The organism is Paeniglutamicibacter sulfureus, from assembly GCF_030512175.1.
Lineage (GTDB): Bacteria > Actinomycetota > Actinomycetes > Actinomycetales > Micrococcaceae > Paeniglutamicibacter > Paeniglutamicibacter sulfureus.
In genome coordinates this window covers 1,322,665-1,339,543 of sequence record NZ_JAULBL010000002.1, presented here as the reverse complement: position 1 = coordinate 1,339,543, position 16,879 = coordinate 1,322,665, and the positions used below count along the sequence as shown (strand labels likewise).

Below are 16,879 nucleotides of genomic sequence, written 5' to 3'. Positions count from 1 at the left end.
TTCGTCCGGAACCTGAGAAGTACATCCCGACAGCAGGAGCCCCCAGGCGATTAATCCGGTGACGGCCCCAAAAAATTCTCTCTTCCGGCCCATGCCCCGATGATAGCTGCAACGATCATGCCTCGCCATGCCCCGTCACCGGCCATCCTTCCGTGCAAGGCTATCAACGACCACTGCCCCACTTTCTCCGAAGGCACCACGGAAACAGCCCTTGAAGTCGGGGCAGACGACTCGGTCACCTACACGGCACCCGACGGCGGCACCTACAAGTTCGTGCCCACGACCGGTGGCGGGTGGACCAGGCCGGCGGGACTGAACTCCACCATCACCACCTTCAGTGCTACGGCGGTGACGCTGCGTTTCAACGACAGCGGGGAAACAAACTTCTACCAGAACGTCGGCGAAGTCTTCCGTCTCGCCCATGCCGGCCACCACTACAGAGCTACCCTGGTCGGTGCCCAGGTGCCGGGGACGGCGGTGAGCGTGGAGCCGGCCTTAGCGGCCCCGGTGATCGTGGGAAAGTTTCCCGCGGAAGGTTCCACTTGCGAAGGCGCTTAGGAAGTGCAGCCAACTTCGGCACATGCGAGCGTAACCATACGAGACCGCCGAAACCATACTTCCAGGAATTCTCCAGACGACCCATTTATCGGACAATTCCACCTGCCAGAAGTTTTATCGCGGTCCTTGAGTCCCGCACGTATGAGAGGCAACGCGGGGATTCGCAGAGCCTCCTGTCTAACGGTCTTTTGCTGAGACTCTGCCTGCTTGTCCCGCGTCGAATTCGAAGTTCATCAGCTTCCCCTTTTGCCGCGTCTTATTCAGAAGTCGCCTGGCTCTTAGCTTGCGCTGTAGTGGCCGGGGAGGTGCTGGACCGCTACATGGAACGAACGACACTTGGAGCCACCGATCTCAGCTCAAACCCAAGGGTCCGTCTTTATCGGCCTCGGATACGGTGTTCGGTGCCGTCTTCGGCGTTGATTGGGAGGGTGGGCAGCATCTTTGGGCACAGGCGCTGTCCTCTGCCCGCCTGTTCCGCTGTTCACGGGTGTTTTTCTGCTTGGCTTTGGCGCGTACTTTGCTCTTGGGCATGCTGCTCCTTCGTTTTCGGTCTGAGGTTTCGATCCGCCCCATTGATACACCCAATCATGGATACAGTTCTTAATGTACTATCAGTTACATGCAGACAGTCACACATTCATCAGTTCTTGCACAGTTCGGGTATGCACTTTCGGATCCCACGCGGGCGAGAATTCTTCTGGCGCTGCGTGACGCTGCGGCGTATCCGAGCGATCTGGCCGAGCTGATCGGCGTGAGCAGGCAGAGCCTGTCGAATCATCTTGCCTGCCTGCGCGGATGCGGCCTCGTTGTCGCGGTCCCTGAAGGGCGGCGGATGCGTTACGAGCTGGCGGACCCGAGACTGGGGGATGCGCTGTCGAACCTCCTCGGTGTTGTTCTTGCGGCGGATCCGGCGCATTGCGCCGACAGCGCCGGGACAGGGTGCTGTTGATGCGTGCCGGCCAGGTTTGGTCCGGTTCGGGCGCTGCGCGGCATGGGATCCTTGCCCGCAGAATCCGCCTGCTCGTGGCAGCGACGATCACCTACAACGTGGTCGAGGCCTTCGTCGCCATCGGCGCTGGAACGGTGGCCTCCTCCACCGCCCTGATCGGTTTCGGGCTGGATTCGGTGATTGAGGTCTCGTCGGCAGCCGCGGTCGCCTGGCAGTTCGCCGGCCGCGATCCACAGGCCCGCGAACGGGCGGCATTGCGCCTGATAGCGGTCGCCTTTTTTGCCCTGGCCGCCTTCGTCACCGTCAGTGCGGTCCTGTCGCTGTCCGGTGCCGGTGAGCCGGAGCACTCACCTGTCGGCATCATTTTGGCCGCGGTAAGCCTGGCGGTCATGCCGTTCCTGTCTCTGGCGCAACGGCGGGCAGGCCGGGAACTGGGGTCTCGTTCTGCTGTGGCCGATTCGCGCCAGACCCTTTTGTGCACGTACCTCTCGGGTGTCCTGCTGCTGGGGCTGGTGCTCAACAGCGCCCTGGGCTGGTCCTGGGCCGACCCGGTCGCAGCTCTTGTCATTGCGGCGGTGGCAGTCAAAGAGGGACGGGACGCCTGGAAGGGTGATAGCTGTTGCCTGCCCGCACCGTTGACTTCCACGTCCGGGGACCGGCACGCGATGCCGCACTTCGCGCCCGACCTGGCTTCAGAGCCGTCCGTTGCCCAGCCAGTGGAATTGACCCCGGGGACCACCGCGGACGCCCCGACGCGTGCCTGTTGCCCTGGCAACGAGATCCGGACGCCTGCGGCAGAACTGCGAAATAAGCACTAAGCGGGAGACGTGCATGAGGCTGCCACTCCTTGCCGGGAACGGCGGTCTCATGCCGGGGCCTTGGCCGATAGCGGGCAACGGGCCGGGCAACGCTGCCGCCTTTCGCCTGTCGGTGCCGCTGTGCAGCCGGCGGCCCCGGCAAATCCCGAAAGAGCATACCCATACCGCCGGAACAGACTCGCAGTCCCGTAAGGGGTCGTTCGGATCCACGAGGCCTCCTGTTTAACGATCCATTCATGAGATCACTTTCAACTCACGGCTGTTGGCACGGCACTCATGCAGTCGTCGGGTTTCGCTGTTTAGAGGTCGCTTAGTCCGATCCCCTGGTCGTCAAGACAAGGAGAGTTTTTTCCTGCCGGGGAGCCGACGGAGCGCCGGCAGGTACAGGCCGGTCCTTTAACAGCGGGGGTGGCCAGCCAGAGGAAACGTTGCATCTTGTTATATGAACCGAACTCCAAGACCGCCCCGTCGAGTTTGGGTGCAAGTTCGCGGCTGACACTGATCATGACTTCTTCGCTGTCCTGCCCGGTCGCTCCATCGGGGGACGTTGTGCCAGGTCGCGGGCCACTGACCAAGCATTGGAGAGCTTTCTTCGGTACTGTCCGTGAGAAATACAGGCCTTGCTTTCGGCAGCCGCCGTCTGCCTGGTAACAATGCAGTTGCCCGCCAAACACGGTGATCATCCTCAGCGCTTCCTCGGTCACAGTGAAGCTGCCATGGCCGGGAATGCCCACCGTGAGGCCTTCGCCGGTCGTGGCCGCCGTCTCCATTCTGGCCTTTTTCATCGTTGATTCTCCTGCCTGTGGCGTTGCAGCCCTCGGGGTGGCCTACTGGTCGGTGTCGGCAACGCCGTGGTCGCCGTCCCGGCGCACATCGGTGGCCCCGTCGAGGGTCCCGGTGTCGTAGTCGACCCAGAGCGCCTGGATCGAGCCGAAGACGCCATCGGATCGGGTGGTTTCCCGGATCTTCCATTCATTGGCCCGGGCCAGGGCCTTCAGGTTCTTGCCGGCCTTCCCCTCCACGGCAAGGATCCCGCCTTGCAGGTGGAAGCGTGGCCCGTCCACGGCGTCCTGGACGGGCTGGTCCTGAAGCAGGACCGGGACCAGGACGGAGGCCAGGATGTTGGGGATTTGCTGGCCGCCGGGGGTTCCGATGCCCATGACCACGCGGCCCTGCTCGTCCAGGACCATGGCGGGGTTGGACCAGGTGACGGACTTGCGGCCCGGTTCCGGGCGATTCGCCGGCGAATCGACAGTCTTGAACCTGCTGAGCTGGTTGTTCAGGAAGAACCCGCCCACGACATCGCTCTTGGTCCCTCCCCAGAAGCTGGTGATCGTGTTGGTCATCGACACGGCCATGCCGTAGCGATCCACGACGGACAGGTGGGTCGTGTTTCCCGGGTCGATGTCCCCGGCCGGGGAATCCTTGGAAGCCCTTTCCTCGAGTTTGCTGCCGATCGCGAGGTTCTGGTCGCGGTCCAGGACCTCGGAAAGATCCACGTCGACGAAGCGCTGGTCCCCGAAATTCTCCGTGACGGTGTCGCTCGCGTTCGACCAAGCCGCCATGAGCTTGTCCACGTAGGGTGCGGACCCGGGTGCGTCGGAGGCGATGCCGGCCCCTTCGGCTTGCTGGAGCATCTGGATTAGTCCGGCCCCGGGGAGGGCCGGCGGCGCGGTGACCACCGTGTAGTCGCCCACCTTCCCGTCTACGGGTTCGAACTTCTCGGTCTGGTAGTTGGCCAGCGTGGCTGCATCGAGGCCCTTGACCTCGGTCAGCTCATCGGAGATCGAACCCTCATAGAATTCGTCGCGTCCGCCGGTCGCCAGCGTCTGGATGGTTTGTGCCAGCTCGGCTTGCTTGAGGGTTTCCCCCTCACGCAGGACGCGGCTGCCGTCCTTGGTGCGGAACTGGCGATGTTCGGAAACAATCTGCGATCCGATCCCGTCGTTCATCCGCTCGCCCAGGAACTTGGTGATCACGAATCCGTCGCGGGCAAGATCCTCGGCGGGCTGCAGGAGTTCGTCCCACGGCATCGAGCCATACGTTTCATGCAGTGTCGCCATGCCGTCGACGAAACCGGGCACCCCGGTTCCGGAGGCGGGGATCTTCCCGCTGGTGCCCACGACCTCGCGGTAGTCGAAGGCAGCCACATCCTTTGTCGGTTCCGCGACGAGGGTGACCCCTCCCCCGCCGATCCCGGAGGCATGGGGTTCGACCACCGAGACGGCGAAGGCCGTGGCGATGGCCGCGTCGGCGGCGTTGCCGCCCTGTTCCAGGATCTCCAGGCCGACCTTCACCGCTTCGGGATGTCCGGCGGCGATGCCTTCCTGGGACAACAGGGTCTGCGCCGGCGCGCTCGGGGAAGGGGCCGGAGTGTCACTGGCCTCGGTGGGGGCAGAGAACTTCTCCGCCAGCGGCTCACCGGCGCACCCTGCCAGCAATGCCCCGAGGGCCAGGAATCCGGCCGCCATGTGCCGGGGACCTCGGCGGTTCCGCGTCATGGTTGAGTCAGCGGGGTTCGATGGTGTGCGGAATTGTGGTTTCATCATTCGGTCTCCTGGCTGTGGGGCGGGCGGTGCCGCGAGCGGATCGTGAGGTAGGTGCCGACCAGCGCGGTCGCGGCGACGAGCCCCGCGAGCCCGAGAAGCCCGGGCGAGAGGAAACGGTGTTCTTCCTCGGTCCCTGCGCCGGTGCCGTCGGTGCCTTTGCCTGGTGTTTTCCCTGCGTTGTCGGGCACGGACGGGGCGGCGTGGAATTGCCCGGCCGTTTCCTGGGGTGTTGTGGTCCCCGTGATGCCCTGCGCCGTGGGGTTCCCGGGAAGTCCCGTGTGGGCCTGGGCCCCCGGGGCGCCCAGGCCCAGCAAGAGGATCATTGCGGCCAAGGCGATGGTGGCGGCCCGGGCCAGAGGGAACCGAAGTCCCCGGAAGAAGCGGGTGGGATTAGCCATGGTGTCCTGACGAGGTGGTGGCGGGGTTGGGGCCCGTGCGCGCGGGGAGCCTCAGAAGCCGTTCGAGGGGGCCCTGTCCCCGGGCGGGAACCCACAGGTGGGCGCAGATGATGCAGAAGGCGCTGATAAGTGCGGCGAAGGCGATGCCTTCGCCCGTGGTGTGCGGATCGGGCCGCACGAATACCGCCAGCAGCACCAGGTGCATGACATACATCGTGAACGAGAGCCGTCCCAGGTGAATGAGCGGACGCGCATGTCGCTCCAGCCAGGGCTCGACCAAAAGGAGCATCCCGATGACGGCAACGGCGGACCCAATACCCGAGAGAAGCCACAGGGGCGCCTGGGAGTGGTCGAAGCTGGCCAGAAGCCGCGCGAAACCGCCGCTGGTGGGATCGATCCCCGTCACCCCGATCAGCAGGCGCGAGAGCATGATTCCGCCCGCCGCGGCGGCCATCCCGCCGAACAAAAGGATCAGCTGGAGCCGGCGATGGCGCAGGTCCAACCGGCTGAGGGTCAGGCCGGCCACCAGCGGGACGATCCACACGAGCGCCGGGTAGGGACCTGTCACCAGGATTCCGTCGAGGATTTCCAGCGGATTGCCGGAGAGCAGGATCGGGGTTCCGCGGAACCTCTCCCCGCGAAGGACCAACACGCCCATCCAGGCCAAGGGCGCGGCAACCATGAGGATGCCGGTGAGCAGGGCGAGAACCGGGGTGCGCAGCCTGGTGAGCGGTATCCCCACGAGGAACAACACACCGTACACCGCCAGGATGACACTGACCCCGTGGTTGATGGGTTGCAACGCCAGGCCGAACCCGAGCAGCAGAAACGCCCGCCACACCAGCGTGGTCCACTGTTGGCGCCACGGGCGACGCTTGGAGGGATGGGTCAGCATTCCGAGGCCGATCCCGGCCAGGAACACGAAAAGCAACGAGGCCCGGCCGAAGGGAAGCATGAAGATGCGTCCAAGCAGGTCGTCGGCCTCCTGCGGACCGACATTCACGGCGATCATCCCGATGACGGCCAAGGCCCGGGCAACATCCAGGGCGACAGACCGTTTCGGCGGCGCGGAGGGGGGTGAATGGATGGGCGTTGGCGTTTGCGTGTTCACGAAGCGTCAGGTCCTGTCTGCGTGTGGAGGGCGTTCCACGGCGGCAAGTAAGCGCGTCGGAATCCCGGGAAACCGACACCTATGACAGTATATGCGTATGCACGCGGACAACTTTGAGACCACCCCACCGATCGAACCCGAATTCATCGAGCTGGCCGGGGAGGTCCTTGGCCTGCTCTCGGACCCCACCCGCATCCGGATCGTGTTCGCACTCGAACACGGCGAGGAGCTCTCGGTGGGCGAGTTGGCCAAGCTGGTCGAGAAGTCCCCCTCGGGCGTGTCCCAGCACCTGGCCCGGCTGAGGATGGCCCGCATGGTGACCACGCGCCAAGACGGCACCAAGGTGCTCTACAAGCTGATTGACCACCACCCCAGCAAGGTGATCCGCGAAGCGGTCCGGCAGGCGGAACACTCGGTCACCACGGGAGGGCAGGTCCCCCGGCACCACGAGGCCCGGGCCTGATTCTCCCTAGGCCGGCACCCTGGTGGCTGCGTAGCCCGGTTCCCTTTCCCGGGAAACCGGCGCGCTTTCAGCGCGAGGGACCCGGCACCCCGGCGATGCGATGCACCCCCCGTTTCCGCCCCGGCTGCCAGTCCCCGTCCCGGTGATGGGTCTCACGAAAAATGCTTCCGGTTAGCGGCCTTTTCTGGCGGCGGGGCGGGTTGCGGCGGGCCAACCGGGCTCGGCTCCGGGTGGCGTGCGCCAGGTCGCGAAGGCCAGGACCGCCCCGAGAAGGCCGATGCCCACCAGCACCGTGGCCGTGGCCGGCAACCCGAAAACCGCTCCGAGGGTTCCGGCCAGGGGGTAGGTGAGCAGGAAGCAGGCGTGTGAGAGGGAGAACTGCGCCGCGAAGACCCCGGGCCTGGTTTGCTCGTCGCTGTTGCGCTGCAGCAGGCGCGCGGACGGGGTGAGGATCGTGGAGGTCGCCGCCCCGATGAGGAACCAGATCCCGATCAGGGCGAACCACTGACCCTGGCCGGAACCCCAACGCATCACCGCAGCCCCGGCCAGCAGTGCCACGGGCAGGACGGCGGCCCCGCAGAACATCACCCGGCGATCGCAGAAGCGGTCCAACAACCAGGGAATGCCCAGGGCCACCACCATGGACCCTGCCCCGTTCGCGGCCAGCATCAGCGCGACATCGGCTTGCGAGCGTTCAAGGTCCGCCTTGACCAACACGACGGTGTTGACGATGACCATCGCCGTGGTGGTGGCCACCACCAGGTTCAGGGCCATCAGCCCCCGCAGTTCCCGCCGCGCCCAGAAGGTGCGCACACCGCCGGTGAGGCGGTCGAGAAACCCCACACTGGTCGGCGGTTCCGTGACCGGTAGCCGGGTCACGGCGACCAGGACCGCCGAGCCCACGAAGCCCACCACGGTGCCGGCAAAGAGATTGTGGTAGCTCAAGACCGTCAGCAGCACCGCCGCCAGCATCGGGCTGACCAGCGACTCCAGGTCGTACGCGAGCCGGGAGAGCGAAAGCGCGCGGGTGTATTCGCGTTCCTCGGGCAGGATCGAGGGGATCAACGCCTGGAACGCCGGGGTGAAGGTCGCCGAGGCGGACTGGAGCAGGAAGATCAGCGCATAGATCTGCCACGCCTCGGTGACAAACGGCAGGCACAGGGCCACGGCGGCACGGACGACGTCCGCGCTGACCAGCAGCCGCTTCCGCGGCACATGGGCCAGGAGCGCACTAATCAAAGGCGCAATGCCGACGTAGGCGAGCATCTTGATCGTCATGGCCGTGCCCATCACGATCCCGGCATCCCCGCCCGCCAGGTCAAAGGCCAGCAGGCCCAGGGCGATAGTGAGCAACCCGGTGCCCAGCAGCGCGATGACCTGGGCTCCAAAGAGCCGGGCGTAGACGGTGTTGCGGAGAACGGCGAGCACGGGCCGACCTAACGTAGAGGGGATTCTCGGAAGGGGGAGGGCGGTGAAGCGGAGCAGATGCCGAAGACTTCGACGGCGAAGCCAAAGCCTTCCGACGTGGGGCCAACATCACATCTATCCATATCCGCATTCATACGCATACTATAACAGTATGTCCAGGCGCTTGGGCCGTCCTTCTAATCCCAAAGTACGTGCGCCTTTGGGCTTCGTCCGAGGAAATCTATCCGCTCTATTGTTGAGGAGGAAACTTCCCGGGATTGCGCCGGTTCCACTCAATCGCCAGCGGCTAGCCACCAAGAAGGCGGTAATAGGAACCACACATGGACCACGGACCCGGGGCATGGATTACTGAGGGACACCTCGTCCTTGCGTACGCCCAGGGCAGGACCTGGCTGCGTTGAGGATGCGGTCCGGCCGCCCCCTTCCAGGTGAGCTGCGGGTTACGCGCACGCCACTCGTGCCGCCGTGATGCACCGACAACATTCACCGAAAGAGTGCAGGCAGGCCGGAGGGCAGGGCGCTACGGTGGCGGGCTTTGCGCTGCTGCAGCCGGTGTCCGTTGCGGATGAATACGCGTCGGGCGGGGACCTCCGCGTCTTCGTGCTCGGCTGCCGCCGAGCATGCGCAACGGCCCACCGCGAGCTTAGAGAACCTGTCGGCCGGCGGGGAGGCCAGCGAATGCCCATCGCTTTCGCACCCGGGGCCCTCCGCCCGCACAGCGGACAAGACCACTCGTCGCTTCGGCTGGATTGACCTGCGTGCCGCGAATCAACTGAGGGTGGACGCCGTCCCGGCAACGCGATTCCTGCCGCGGGAACCGAGGGCCTGACGCCAGCCGAATGCCAGGATGAACAGCAGCACTGCGGTCATGGCAATGGCCGATCCGGCTGCGATCCCGGTCAGCCGCGAGGCATGGAGACCGACGAAAACCGAGAGCATGCCGAGGACCGGAGCGAGCACGAGGTTCCCGGCGAGGTTTTTGGTCATGAGCCTTGCGGCCTGTGCGGGGGCGGCAATGAGGGCAATCATGAGGATCGCACCGACCGCGGGAAGCGCGGCGACGACCGTCGCGGTGGTGACCAGCAGGGCGAGTGCGTCCATGCGGGCGGGATTGAATCCCGCCGCCTGGTAGCCGATGGGATCCGCGCTGGAGAACAGCAGCCTCGGGCCCCACCCGGCAAAGACGACGAGCACTCCGAGGAGCGTGACGGCGGCAACGATGAGCGCGTCGGCGCGACTGGTGAGGATCGATCCGATCAGGAAGGCTTCCGGGTCAATGGGCAGGTTGGGGACGAGCGCCTGCATGATGGCACCAAGCGCGAAACCGCCGGTCAGGATGATGCCGGCGGCAACCTGCCGGCCCTGCCGCGGCTGCCGGTCCAGTCCCGTCATGGCAAATACCAGCCCCAGCCCCGCGAGGGCGGCACCGACCGGGATCGGGATGCCGATGATGGCCGCGCCGACGGCTCCGGGATAGGTGGCGTGGGTGAGCGCCTGGGTGAAGAACACGCGACGGCGGGCCAGCACGAGCACACCGGTGAGGCCGCAGCAGGCGCCGACGAGTGCGCCGGTGATCAGTGCACGGGTGAAGAAGTCCATGGCGGGTCAGGCTCCTGCCTGTGAGGATTCCGGTGCGCGCGATGCGGCGCGTGCACGCCCGCGGCGGCGTTGAAGTGCGTCGATGCCGGTCCGCCCAAAGAAGACTAAAAGGTAGCCCAGCACCAGGGTCATGACGATTGTCGCTCCGCTGGGCAGGTCCAGGCCCGCCTCGACGGAACCGATGTAGGTGATGGCCAGTCCCAGCCACATGGCGCCGAGCGCGAAGCCAAGTGCGATCAGCGGCAACAGCAGCAGACGGCGGCTGATCAATCGTGCTACGGCGACCGGGATGATGATGACGGCCAACACGATGAGGTTCCCCACCGCGCCCGCCGTTGCCACCACGGCCAGGGCAATCGCGACGTTCAGGCTCAGGTCGATCCATACGGGGCGATAGCCCGCGGCCTGCGATCCATTGGGGTCGACCGCGCGGAAAATCTGCACACGCCAAAGGATGAACAGGAGTACAACCGCCATCACGGCGATGACCGTTGTCTCGATCAGCTGGCTTTCCGGAATGGCAAGCATGCGCCCGAAAAGCAGGGCTTCCAGCTGTGCCGAATAATCCGTTCGGGTGCTGACAACGGCGACCCCGACGGAGAACATGCCCGCTAGCACGATGGCCAGCGCCGCGTCCTGCGCCACGCCGCGCCGGGAGATCAGCGTGAGAATGACCGAACCCAGCAACGCCGCGATGAAGGCGCCGGGCACCAGGCCGTCTTCGCCCGCTACGGCAAGGCCGACGGCGAGGCCGGGAAACACGGCGTGCACCAGCGCATCGCCCATGAACTCCAGCCCGCGGAGGTTGACGAACAGCCCGACGGTGGCGGCAAGTACTGCCAGGACAATGACGAGCAGGGCGGCCCGATTCATGAACGGCAGGCTGAAGGCCGTCATGAGGGTGTCCACAAGGTTCACGCCGAAAACACCTCGTGCCCCGGGGTGACGAGGGTGTGTCCGTCGATTTCGACCTGGACGTTCGCGAAGGTCGCCTGCACGTTTTCCAGCGTGAGGACCTTGTCGCGGGGCCCATAGGCAATCTGGCGGCCCTCGAGCAGCAACACCGAGTCGCAGACCTCGCGGGCGATTTCAAGGTCGTGGGTGGAAACGAGGATCGCCACGCCCTGTTCCTTAAGCCGGCGCAGCGCCTCGATCAACGCGGTGCGGTTGGGCCGGTCCAGGCCGTTGAATGGTTCGTCGAGCAGCAGGATCGCCGGTTCCGAGGCGATCGCCCGGGCCAGGAGGCCGCGCTGGCGCTGCCCGCCACTGAGGTCGCCGAAACGGGCACCCGCATGGCTTCCCATGCCAACGGTTTCAAGCGCCTCGCGCACCATTCTCCGGTCCGCCGCGCCGGCCCAACGAAACAAGCCAAGCCCGCGATAGCGTCCCATGGTGACGATCTGCCGGAGCGTCACCGGCAATTCCGGGTCGATCGCATCGCTCTGCGGCAAATATCCCAGGCCGCGCCCACCGGTCCCGCGACGACCGGTACCGGCGACCGCCATGGTTCCAGACAGGCGAGGGACCAATCCGAGCAGGCCCTTGAGCAAGGTGGACTTCCCAGAGCCGTTGGCGCCGATCACGGCGACGGCCTCGCCGGGCATCACGGAGAGGTTCAATCCGCTCACGGCCGGATGGCCGTCGTATCCGAAAGATGCCTCGCCCAGCACCAGCGCGGCACCTGCGACCTCCGTTGCGTCCGGCCGGGCTGGACCTGTCATCATTTGCCCAGCGTCGCCGGGAACTCGGAGGGCGTGACGCCCCAGGATTCCAGGACCAGGCCCACGTTGTGTGCCTGGCTACCCAGGTAGGTCTCACCGGGGCTGCCGGCCGTACCCAGGGAGTCGCCGTAGAGCGCCTGATCCCCCGCGTACACCTTCGCGCCGGTCTCATCGGCGATGGTTTCCGCAGCGGCGGAGTTGATCGAGCTTTCCGCGAACACCGCCTTCACCCCGGTTTCCTTGATCTGGGCGATCAGCGCGTCCAGCTGTTCGGCCGACGCCTCGGCGCTGTCGTTCGTGCTCGGGATCACCGCACCGACGTACGTGATGCCAAGGTCGTCAACCAAGTGCCCGAAGGCATCATGGCTGGTCACCAGGAGGCGTTCGACGGCAGGTACCTTGTCGACGTTCTCGTGGATCCAGGCGTTGAGGGCTTGCAGCTCATCGACATACCCCGCGGCGTTGGCCTCGATCGCGGCGGCCTGCTCGGGTGCCGCGGCGGCCAGGGCCGCGGTGATTGCCTCCACCTGGCTGACAGCGTTGTTCACGTTGTGCCAGACATGCGGGTCGCCACTCTCGCCGGCATGCGCCGCGTGCTCTTCTGCGCTTTCGCCCGCATGCGCGTCTTCGCCCCCGGGCGTGGCCTCGTGCTCTTCGGCTTCCGCGGCCTCACCCTCGTGCGAATCGGCCGCACCTGCGGGCGAGACGTCCATGTCAATGCCTTCGCTCGTGTTGACGATGACCCCGTCGAAGCCGCTCGCCTCGATGGCGTCTTCGATCCAGCCGTCCAGACCACCTCCGTTGACAACGATGACGTCGGCCTCCCGGATCGCGACGAGGTCGCCTGCCGAGGGATCGAAGCCGTGGAGGCTCTGATTCACATCCGCAAGCTGCGTGACCCTTGCGGGGATCTCCCCGACCACGCTCCGGGTGAAATCCCCGAGTTGCGTCGTGGTGGCCACGACCGACAGACCGGCCGGTTCCGTGGCGTTCGTCTCGGCACTGCACGCCGTAAGCAGGAGTGCGCCGCCCGTCAGCAGGGCAACTGGATAGGCGGCGATTCGTTTCATCATGGGTCCTCTATCTGGTTCGCGAGTGTCGGCGATCCACTGGGTCGCCACTTGCAAACAATACTGATAATCATTCTCGTTAACAAATCAGGAGCATCGCACTCCCGCACGCTCCGCATCCGTCACACGCAGGGCAATACCAGTGGCACGCTCTTCCCGGCGGACATCGTCAACGAGGTGACCGAGTATGCGGTGGACCGCACGAAGGCCGCGCAGACGGGGAACCATTTCCAACCTCGCAAACAAGTTTCTTGCGATTCGCCTGAGTGATATCGGCCAATCCGTACTGGTGCCCTCCCATGTCAGCGCCAGGGCACACCGGGTTGACATACCCATGCCGAGCCTTAGCAGCCGGCACTTGTTCACGCGACCAAGGAAAACGTGGTTATCGAATCGCTACACTGTTCTGGTGGGGGCCTCTTGGGGAGACACAGCACGCAATCGATCTGGAGCTGAACCTTTCATGGGTGGACACCACCACGCCGACGTACTCGTTGACCCGGCCCGGCGCCGACGCGCCAACCTCATCCTTTGGATCCTGCTTGCCCCGGTGGGGGTGCTGGCGTTCATCGCAACCATCATGCTCTGGCCCAGCGGCGACATCGCCAAGTCCCCGCTGAACGACACCTTCAACACCGCCAACGGTGCGGAGCTTTCCACCGGAACCGTCACCCGGACCGTGAGTGAAGTCTGCCCGTCCTCCCAGGGACTGGACGAGGTCGGCGGCAAGGAACTGATGTGCGAGATTTCCTATGTCGCCCCCGAGGCGGGCGGCGCATCCTTCGCCCTGGAAGTTCCGCCGGAAACGACCCAGTCCCGGCCACTTTTGGCCGGGGACAAGATCAAGTACCTCGACCTGTCGCACACCACGGATACATCCGCGCCGTATGTCTTCGTTGATTTTGTGCGCTCGACCCCCCTGGCCCTGCTCGGCATCGCCTATGCGGCGGTGGTGTGCATGGTCGCGCGGTGGCGCGGGCTGCGGGCACTGGCAGGGCTCGCCGGCGGGTTGTTCTTCATTGTGAGCTTCATGGTGCCGGCGCTGCTCGAAGGCAAATCCCCCATGCTAGTTGGGCTCACGACGTCCACCATCGTCATGTTTGCAGCACTGTATTTTGCCCACGGATTCTCCGCACGGACCTCCACGGCGCTGCTGGGCACGCTGTTCGGGCTGGGCGTCACCGCGGCGATAGCCACCTGGGCCACCGACGCTGCGGCGCTGACCGGTGCAACCGAGGATTCGGCCCTGACTCTCAGCACGGTGGTGCCCGAACTCAGTCTCTCCGGGTTGTTGCTGTGCGGCCTGCTCATCGCCGGCATGGGCGTGCTCAACGACGTGACCATCACCCAGTCCTCCGCGGTCTGGGAGCTGGCGGAAATCGCACCGCATTCCACTGCCCGGCAGCTTTTCGCCTCGGGGATGCGCATCGGCCGGGACCACATCGCCTCGACCGTCTACACCATTGCCTTCGCCTACGCCGGCGCGGCACTGCCGATCCTGGTGTTGGTGAGCTTGTACGACCGACCCCTGATGGACACCCTCACCACCGGCCAAATGGCCGAGGAAGTCATTCGAATCCTGGTGGGTTCGATCGGGCTGGTGCTGGCCATTCCGGTGACTACGGCCATTGCCGTGGCCGTGGTCAAGGCCACCGGCTCGGGCGGCAAGGGTTCCGGCGAGGTCCCCGGGCCCGGGGAAACGGCCGTTTCCCGCTCTTCGGGCCGCCGCGCACTCCGGCCGGCGGGTGCCCGCGCCGCGGCCTCGCCCGGCACCGACTGACCGGCATCCAAGGGATCCGGCCCATGGACGTTTTTCTCACAATCAAACGATAATGGTTCTTGTTTAGGTTAGAGTGGATATCCGAACATACTCGCCACTCATCCCCCAAAGGATCGCTTCACCCATGAATCGTCGAACACTTCGCCTTCTCCCCGTGGCCCTCGCCGGCACGCTCGCCTTGGCGGCTTGCGGCGGAAATGCCGCAAGCCAGGAATCCGCCCCCGCCGGGCAAGACAGGGTGCAAGTCGTCACGAGCACCACCGTCTACGCCGACCTGGTAAGCCGGATCGGCGGCGACGAAGTGGAGGCAACGCCCGTGATCAATTCCGTGTCGCAGGATCCGCACTCCTACGAGGCCACGTCCCGGGACAAGCTGGCACTATCCAAGGCGCAGCTGGTCGTGGCCAACGGCGGTGGATACGACGCGTTCATGGACGTCCTGGCCAAGGACTTGAAGCTTTCGGACTCCACCCTCGTCAACGCCGTGGACACCTCGCCGATCGCGGAAGGCGAGGAAGGCGCAGCCGACGAACATGCGGACGAAGCCACTGGCCCGGACGAGCACGCCGGCGAAACCGCCGAAGAGCACGCGGCCCACGGCGCCTTCAACGAGCACATCTGGTACGACCTTGAGTCCATGCGCCTGCTCACCGATGAGATCGCCAAGCGCCTGGGCACCCTGAAGCCCGAGTCGGCCGCCGTCTTCACCGAAAACGCCGCGGCACTGACCAGCGACCTGAAGGGCCTCGAGGCCCGGGTCGAGAAGCTGCACGGCGCGCTGGACGGCAAGAAGTTCGCCATGACCGAGCCGGTCCCCTTCCACCTGCTCACCGACATGGGCATGGCAGATGCCACCCCGGAGGGCCTGAGCGAATCCATCGAAGGCGGCGGCGAAGTCTCCCCCCAAGCGTTCAACGAGATGGGCAAGCGCTTCGACGCCGGAGAGATCGACGTCTTGGCCTACAACACCCAGACGGAAAGCCCGCAGACCGAACGCATCCGCAAGCAGGCGGAGGGCGCGAAGGTCCCGGTCGTCGACTTCACCGAGACCCTGCCGGAGAACACCGACTACGTCTCGTGGATGGGTTCCAACATCCAGGCCATGGAGTCCGTGGCCAAGTAGCCAGGACCCGCAGGCGCCACAAGGCCCGGCGGCCGTCGTTCTCCGAATCGACGGCCGCCGGGCCTTTCCGCGTCCTCTTCCCCTTCTCTGGCCCTCAGTCTCCGGCATCCGTGTTCTTGGGCCAGCGCAGCAGCGCCGCGATGCCCACACCGTCGGGCAGCACGCCCTCGGGCACATAGCGGATGGTGGCATCCGTCAGCGCTGTGGCCCGCAACAGCACTTCCGGGGCCGGCCAGGAACCGATGACCAATTCCGAGTGTTCATCCGAGCCCTCGCCGCAAAGCCATGGGTCGGCCTTCAGGGCAATGAGCGTCTCATCGTCCTGGTACTGGCCCACGAGGACCGTGTCGGCCTGCGCCTGCTGCAGTGCCGTAACGACTTCGTCGAAGCCCAGTGCCAGTTCCGAGCGGCCGTTTCCGCTGCGGTTCGCCACGCGTTCGGACAGTTCCTGAACGTCCCTGCCCAGGACTTCATCGATTCGTTCCTGCACGGCCGCGGCGAACACGGATTGGTCCGCCCCGCCGGTGCGCGTGTGCTGCTCGAGAATGCTGGTGATCGGCTTGTGAGCGGGGGCCAGCTTGCTGGCCACCAGTTCGCGGGCCTTGACGTCGCCGGCCAGTACGATGAGCCTGACGTAGTTTTCCCTTGCCAGCTCGTCGATCTGCTTGGCCAGGTCATCGGCATTGCGCCGCCAGATCTCTTCGGTGGAGGACTGGTTCTTGGGTTCGCTATAGGTCCCGGGAACCTTGCGTGCGTGATGCGCCTCCTCCGGGTCCCCGGTGACGCCGCGTCTTTCCTCGACGCCTTGTACAGCGGAGTGGTATAGCCGCACCTCTCCACCGTCCCGGCCGGCCTCGACCACCAGGTAGGGGAACTGTCCCCCACGGGCGCGGGCCAGGGCCACCAGGTTGGGGAAGGGTCCGCAGTCCACGTCGGACGCCTCGACCTTCAGTCCATCAATGATTTCGTCGACAACGACCTCGCCGTTGTTCACGGCCACAAAGCGGGCGACCGGTGCCGCGTGTCCCTCGGCTGGCACCAGGGCCGTCTTCAGGGCTCCGATGTCGGCCTCCGAAGCCTGTTGCGAGCCGAGCAGTTTTCCTACGTGTTCGGGGAGTGCGTCAACCGCTTCCTGCGCCGCGGTTGTTCCAAGCGAAACATCTACGAGGGCTGTAGACCATTGGCCCTGTCGACGGTAGAGCGAGGCGTCGATTCCTGTGGAACCTGCGCGTGAAGTCATGGGGGAACTCCTTCCCACGCGAGGAAGCCCGCGTGCCGATTCGATCCGTCTGCTCACCGTAGCACCGGAATA

Annotated in this window: 16 protein-coding genes; 6 read left to right on the top strand and 10 right to left on the bottom strand. The window is 65.5% G+C overall.

The genetic code is table 11. The features are described from left to right. The first annotated feature begins 117 nt into the window (after positions 1-117). The 3 genes from Q2T94_RS12795 to Q2T94_RS12785 all read left to right on the top strand — a co-directional run bounded on the left by Q2T94_RS12795 (position 118) and on the right by Q2T94_RS12785 (position 2,325). Entirely contained in the window at positions 118-558 is a 441-nt protein-coding gene (locus Q2T94_RS12795; protein ID WP_302264804.1) for a hypothetical protein, read from the top strand. A 619-nt stretch (positions 559-1,177) separates the two neighbouring features. Beyond that, positions 1,178-1,507 carry an ArsR/SmtB family transcription factor gene (locus tag Q2T94_RS12790; RefSeq protein ID WP_302264803.1) on the top strand — a complete coding sequence of 110 codons (330 nt, stop codon included), beginning with the start codon at positions 1,178-1,180 and terminating at the stop codon, positions 1,505-1,507. Beyond that, positions 1,507-2,325, top strand: a complete 819-nt coding sequence (locus tag Q2T94_RS12785) for a cation efflux transmembrane domain-containing protein (protein ID WP_302264801.1) — start codon at positions 1,507-1,509, stop codon at positions 2,323-2,325. The genes Q2T94_RS12790 and Q2T94_RS12785 overlap by 1 nt, the downstream gene beginning before the upstream one ends. A 299-nt stretch (positions 2,326-2,624) precedes the next feature. Here the strand turns inward: Q2T94_RS12785 and Q2T94_RS12780 are convergent, their stop codons facing one another. Genes Q2T94_RS12780 through Q2T94_RS12765 form a run of 4 tightly spaced genes read right to left on the bottom strand, consistent with a single transcriptional unit; the run spans position 2,625 to position 6,383 of the window. Next, a complete protein-coding gene (locus tag Q2T94_RS12780; protein WP_302264800.1) occupies positions 2,625-3,110 on the bottom strand; it encodes a peptidase in 486 nt (161 codons plus the stop codon). Between the two features lie 42 nt (positions 3,111-3,152). Further along, complete coding sequence (locus Q2T94_RS12775) at positions 3,153-4,874, bottom strand: gamma-glutamyltransferase (protein ID WP_302264798.1); 1,722 nt, start codon at positions 4,872-4,874, stop codon at positions 3,153-3,155. Then, positions 4,871-5,272 carry a hypothetical protein gene (locus tag Q2T94_RS12770; RefSeq protein WP_302264796.1) on the bottom strand — a complete coding sequence of 134 codons (402 nt, stop codon included), beginning with the start codon at positions 5,270-5,272 and terminating at the stop codon, positions 4,871-4,873. Before Q2T94_RS12770 ends, Q2T94_RS12775 begins: the two co-directional genes overlap by 4 nt. Continuing rightward, positions 5,265-6,383, bottom strand: coding sequence for a DUF418 domain-containing protein (locus Q2T94_RS12765; protein WP_302264795.1), 1,119 nt, complete (start codon positions 6,381-6,383; stop codon positions 5,265-5,267). The genes Q2T94_RS12770 and Q2T94_RS12765 overlap by 8 nt, the downstream gene beginning before the upstream one ends. 91 nt (positions 6,384-6,474) lie before the next feature. Between Q2T94_RS12765 and Q2T94_RS12760 the strand changes: the two genes are divergently transcribed. Continuing rightward, positions 6,475-6,846 carry an ArsR/SmtB family transcription factor gene (locus Q2T94_RS12760; protein WP_367281542.1) on the top strand — a complete coding sequence of 124 codons (372 nt, stop codon included), beginning with the start codon at positions 6,475-6,477 and terminating at the stop codon, positions 6,844-6,846. 171 nt (positions 6,847-7,017) lie between these two features. Here the strand turns inward: Q2T94_RS12760 and Q2T94_RS12755 are convergent, their stop codons facing one another. From Q2T94_RS12755 to Q2T94_RS12735, 5 genes are all read right to left on the bottom strand, one after another. Next, the gene (locus Q2T94_RS12755; protein ID WP_302264794.1) at positions 7,018-8,274 is read right to left on the bottom strand and encodes an MFS transporter; all 1,257 of its coding nucleotides are present in this window, start codon (positions 8,272-8,274) and stop codon (positions 7,018-7,020) included. 768 nt (positions 8,275-9,042) lie between these two features. After that, on the bottom strand, positions 9,043-9,873 hold the full coding sequence (locus Q2T94_RS12750) for a metal ABC transporter permease (protein ID WP_302264793.1): 831 nt from the start codon (positions 9,871-9,873) through the stop codon (positions 9,043-9,045). Positions 9,874-9,879: 6 nt separating this feature from the next. After that, positions 9,880-10,791: a metal ABC transporter permease gene (locus Q2T94_RS12745; RefSeq protein WP_302264791.1), complete on the bottom strand. Its 912-nt coding sequence runs from the start codon at positions 10,789-10,791 to the stop codon at positions 9,880-9,882. Beyond that, complete coding sequence (locus Q2T94_RS12740) at positions 10,788-11,597, bottom strand: metal ABC transporter ATP-binding protein (protein WP_302264789.1); 810 nt, start codon at positions 11,595-11,597, stop codon at positions 10,788-10,790. Before Q2T94_RS12740 ends, Q2T94_RS12745 begins: the two co-directional genes overlap by 4 nt. Further along, the gene (locus tag Q2T94_RS12735) at positions 11,594-12,667 is read right to left on the bottom strand and encodes a metal ABC transporter substrate-binding protein (RefSeq protein ID WP_302264787.1); all 1,074 of its coding nucleotides are present in this window, start codon (positions 12,665-12,667) and stop codon (positions 11,594-11,596) included. Before Q2T94_RS12735 ends, Q2T94_RS12740 begins: the two co-directional genes overlap by 4 nt. A gap of 460 nt (positions 12,668-13,127) precedes the next feature. On the opposite strand from Q2T94_RS12735, the gene Q2T94_RS12730 reads away from it, so the two are divergent. Then, entirely contained in the window at positions 13,128-14,444 is a 1,317-nt protein-coding gene (locus tag Q2T94_RS12730; RefSeq protein ID WP_302264785.1) for a YibE/F family protein, read from the top strand. 124 nt (positions 14,445-14,568) lie between these two features. Next, positions 14,569-15,567 (top strand): metal ABC transporter solute-binding protein, Zn/Mn family, encoded by a 999-nt coding sequence (locus tag Q2T94_RS12725; protein ID WP_302264783.1) that lies wholly within the window; start codon positions 14,569-14,571, stop codon positions 15,565-15,567. A 94-nt stretch (positions 15,568-15,661) separates the two neighbouring features. Here Q2T94_RS12725 and Q2T94_RS12720 read toward each other — a convergent pair whose 3' ends face one another. Beyond that, complete coding sequence (locus Q2T94_RS12720; protein WP_302264781.1) at positions 15,662-16,807, bottom strand: baeRF2 domain-containing protein; 1,146 nt, start codon at positions 16,805-16,807, stop codon at positions 15,662-15,664. Positions 16,808-16,879: the final 72 nt, after the last annotated feature.

Bases quoted from the DNA above. Each gene is read 5' to 3' on its own strand.
- Q2T94_RS12760 (WP_367281542.1), top strand. From the start codon at position 6,475: ATGCGTATGCACGCGGACAACTTTGAGACCACCCCACCGATCGAACCC.
- Q2T94_RS12780 (WP_302264800.1), bottom strand. From the start codon at position 3,110: ATGAAAAAGGCCAGAATGGAGACGGCGGCCACGACCGGCGAAGGCCTC.
- Q2T94_RS12725 (WP_302264783.1), top strand. From the start codon at position 14,569: ATGAATCGTCGAACACTTCGCCTTCTCCCCGTGGCCCTCGCCGGCACG.
- Q2T94_RS12785 (WP_302264801.1), top strand. From the start codon at position 1,507: ATGCGTGCCGGCCAGGTTTGGTCCGGTTCGGGCGCTGCGCGGCATGGG.
- Q2T94_RS12735 (WP_302264787.1), bottom strand. From the start codon at position 12,667: ATGATGAAACGAATCGCCGCCTATCCAGTTGCCCTGCTGACGGGCGGC.
- Q2T94_RS12740 (WP_302264789.1), bottom strand. From the start codon at position 11,597: ATGATGACAGGTCCAGCCCGGCCGGACGCAACGGAGGTCGCAGGTGCC.
- Q2T94_RS12770 (WP_302264796.1), bottom strand. From the start codon at position 5,272: ATGGCTAATCCCACCCGCTTCTTCCGGGGACTTCGGTTCCCTCTGGCC.
- Q2T94_RS12795 (WP_302264804.1), top strand. From the start codon at position 118: ATGCCTCGCCATGCCCCGTCACCGGCCATCCTTCCGTGCAAGGCTATC.
- Q2T94_RS12730 (WP_302264785.1), top strand. From the start codon at position 13,128: ATGGGTGGACACCACCACGCCGACGTACTCGTTGACCCGGCCCGGCGC.
- Q2T94_RS12720 (WP_302264781.1), bottom strand. From the start codon at position 16,807: ATGACTTCACGCGCAGGTTCCACAGGAATCGACGCCTCGCTCTACCGT.
- Q2T94_RS12775 (WP_302264798.1), bottom strand. From the start codon at position 4,874: ATGATGAAACCACAATTCCGCACACCATCGAACCCCGCTGACTCAACC.
- Q2T94_RS12750 (WP_302264793.1), bottom strand. From the start codon at position 9,873: ATGGACTTCTTCACCCGTGCACTGATCACCGGCGCACTCGTCGGCGCC.
- Q2T94_RS12790 (WP_302264803.1), top strand. From the start codon at position 1,178: ATGCAGACAGTCACACATTCATCAGTTCTTGCACAGTTCGGGTATGCA.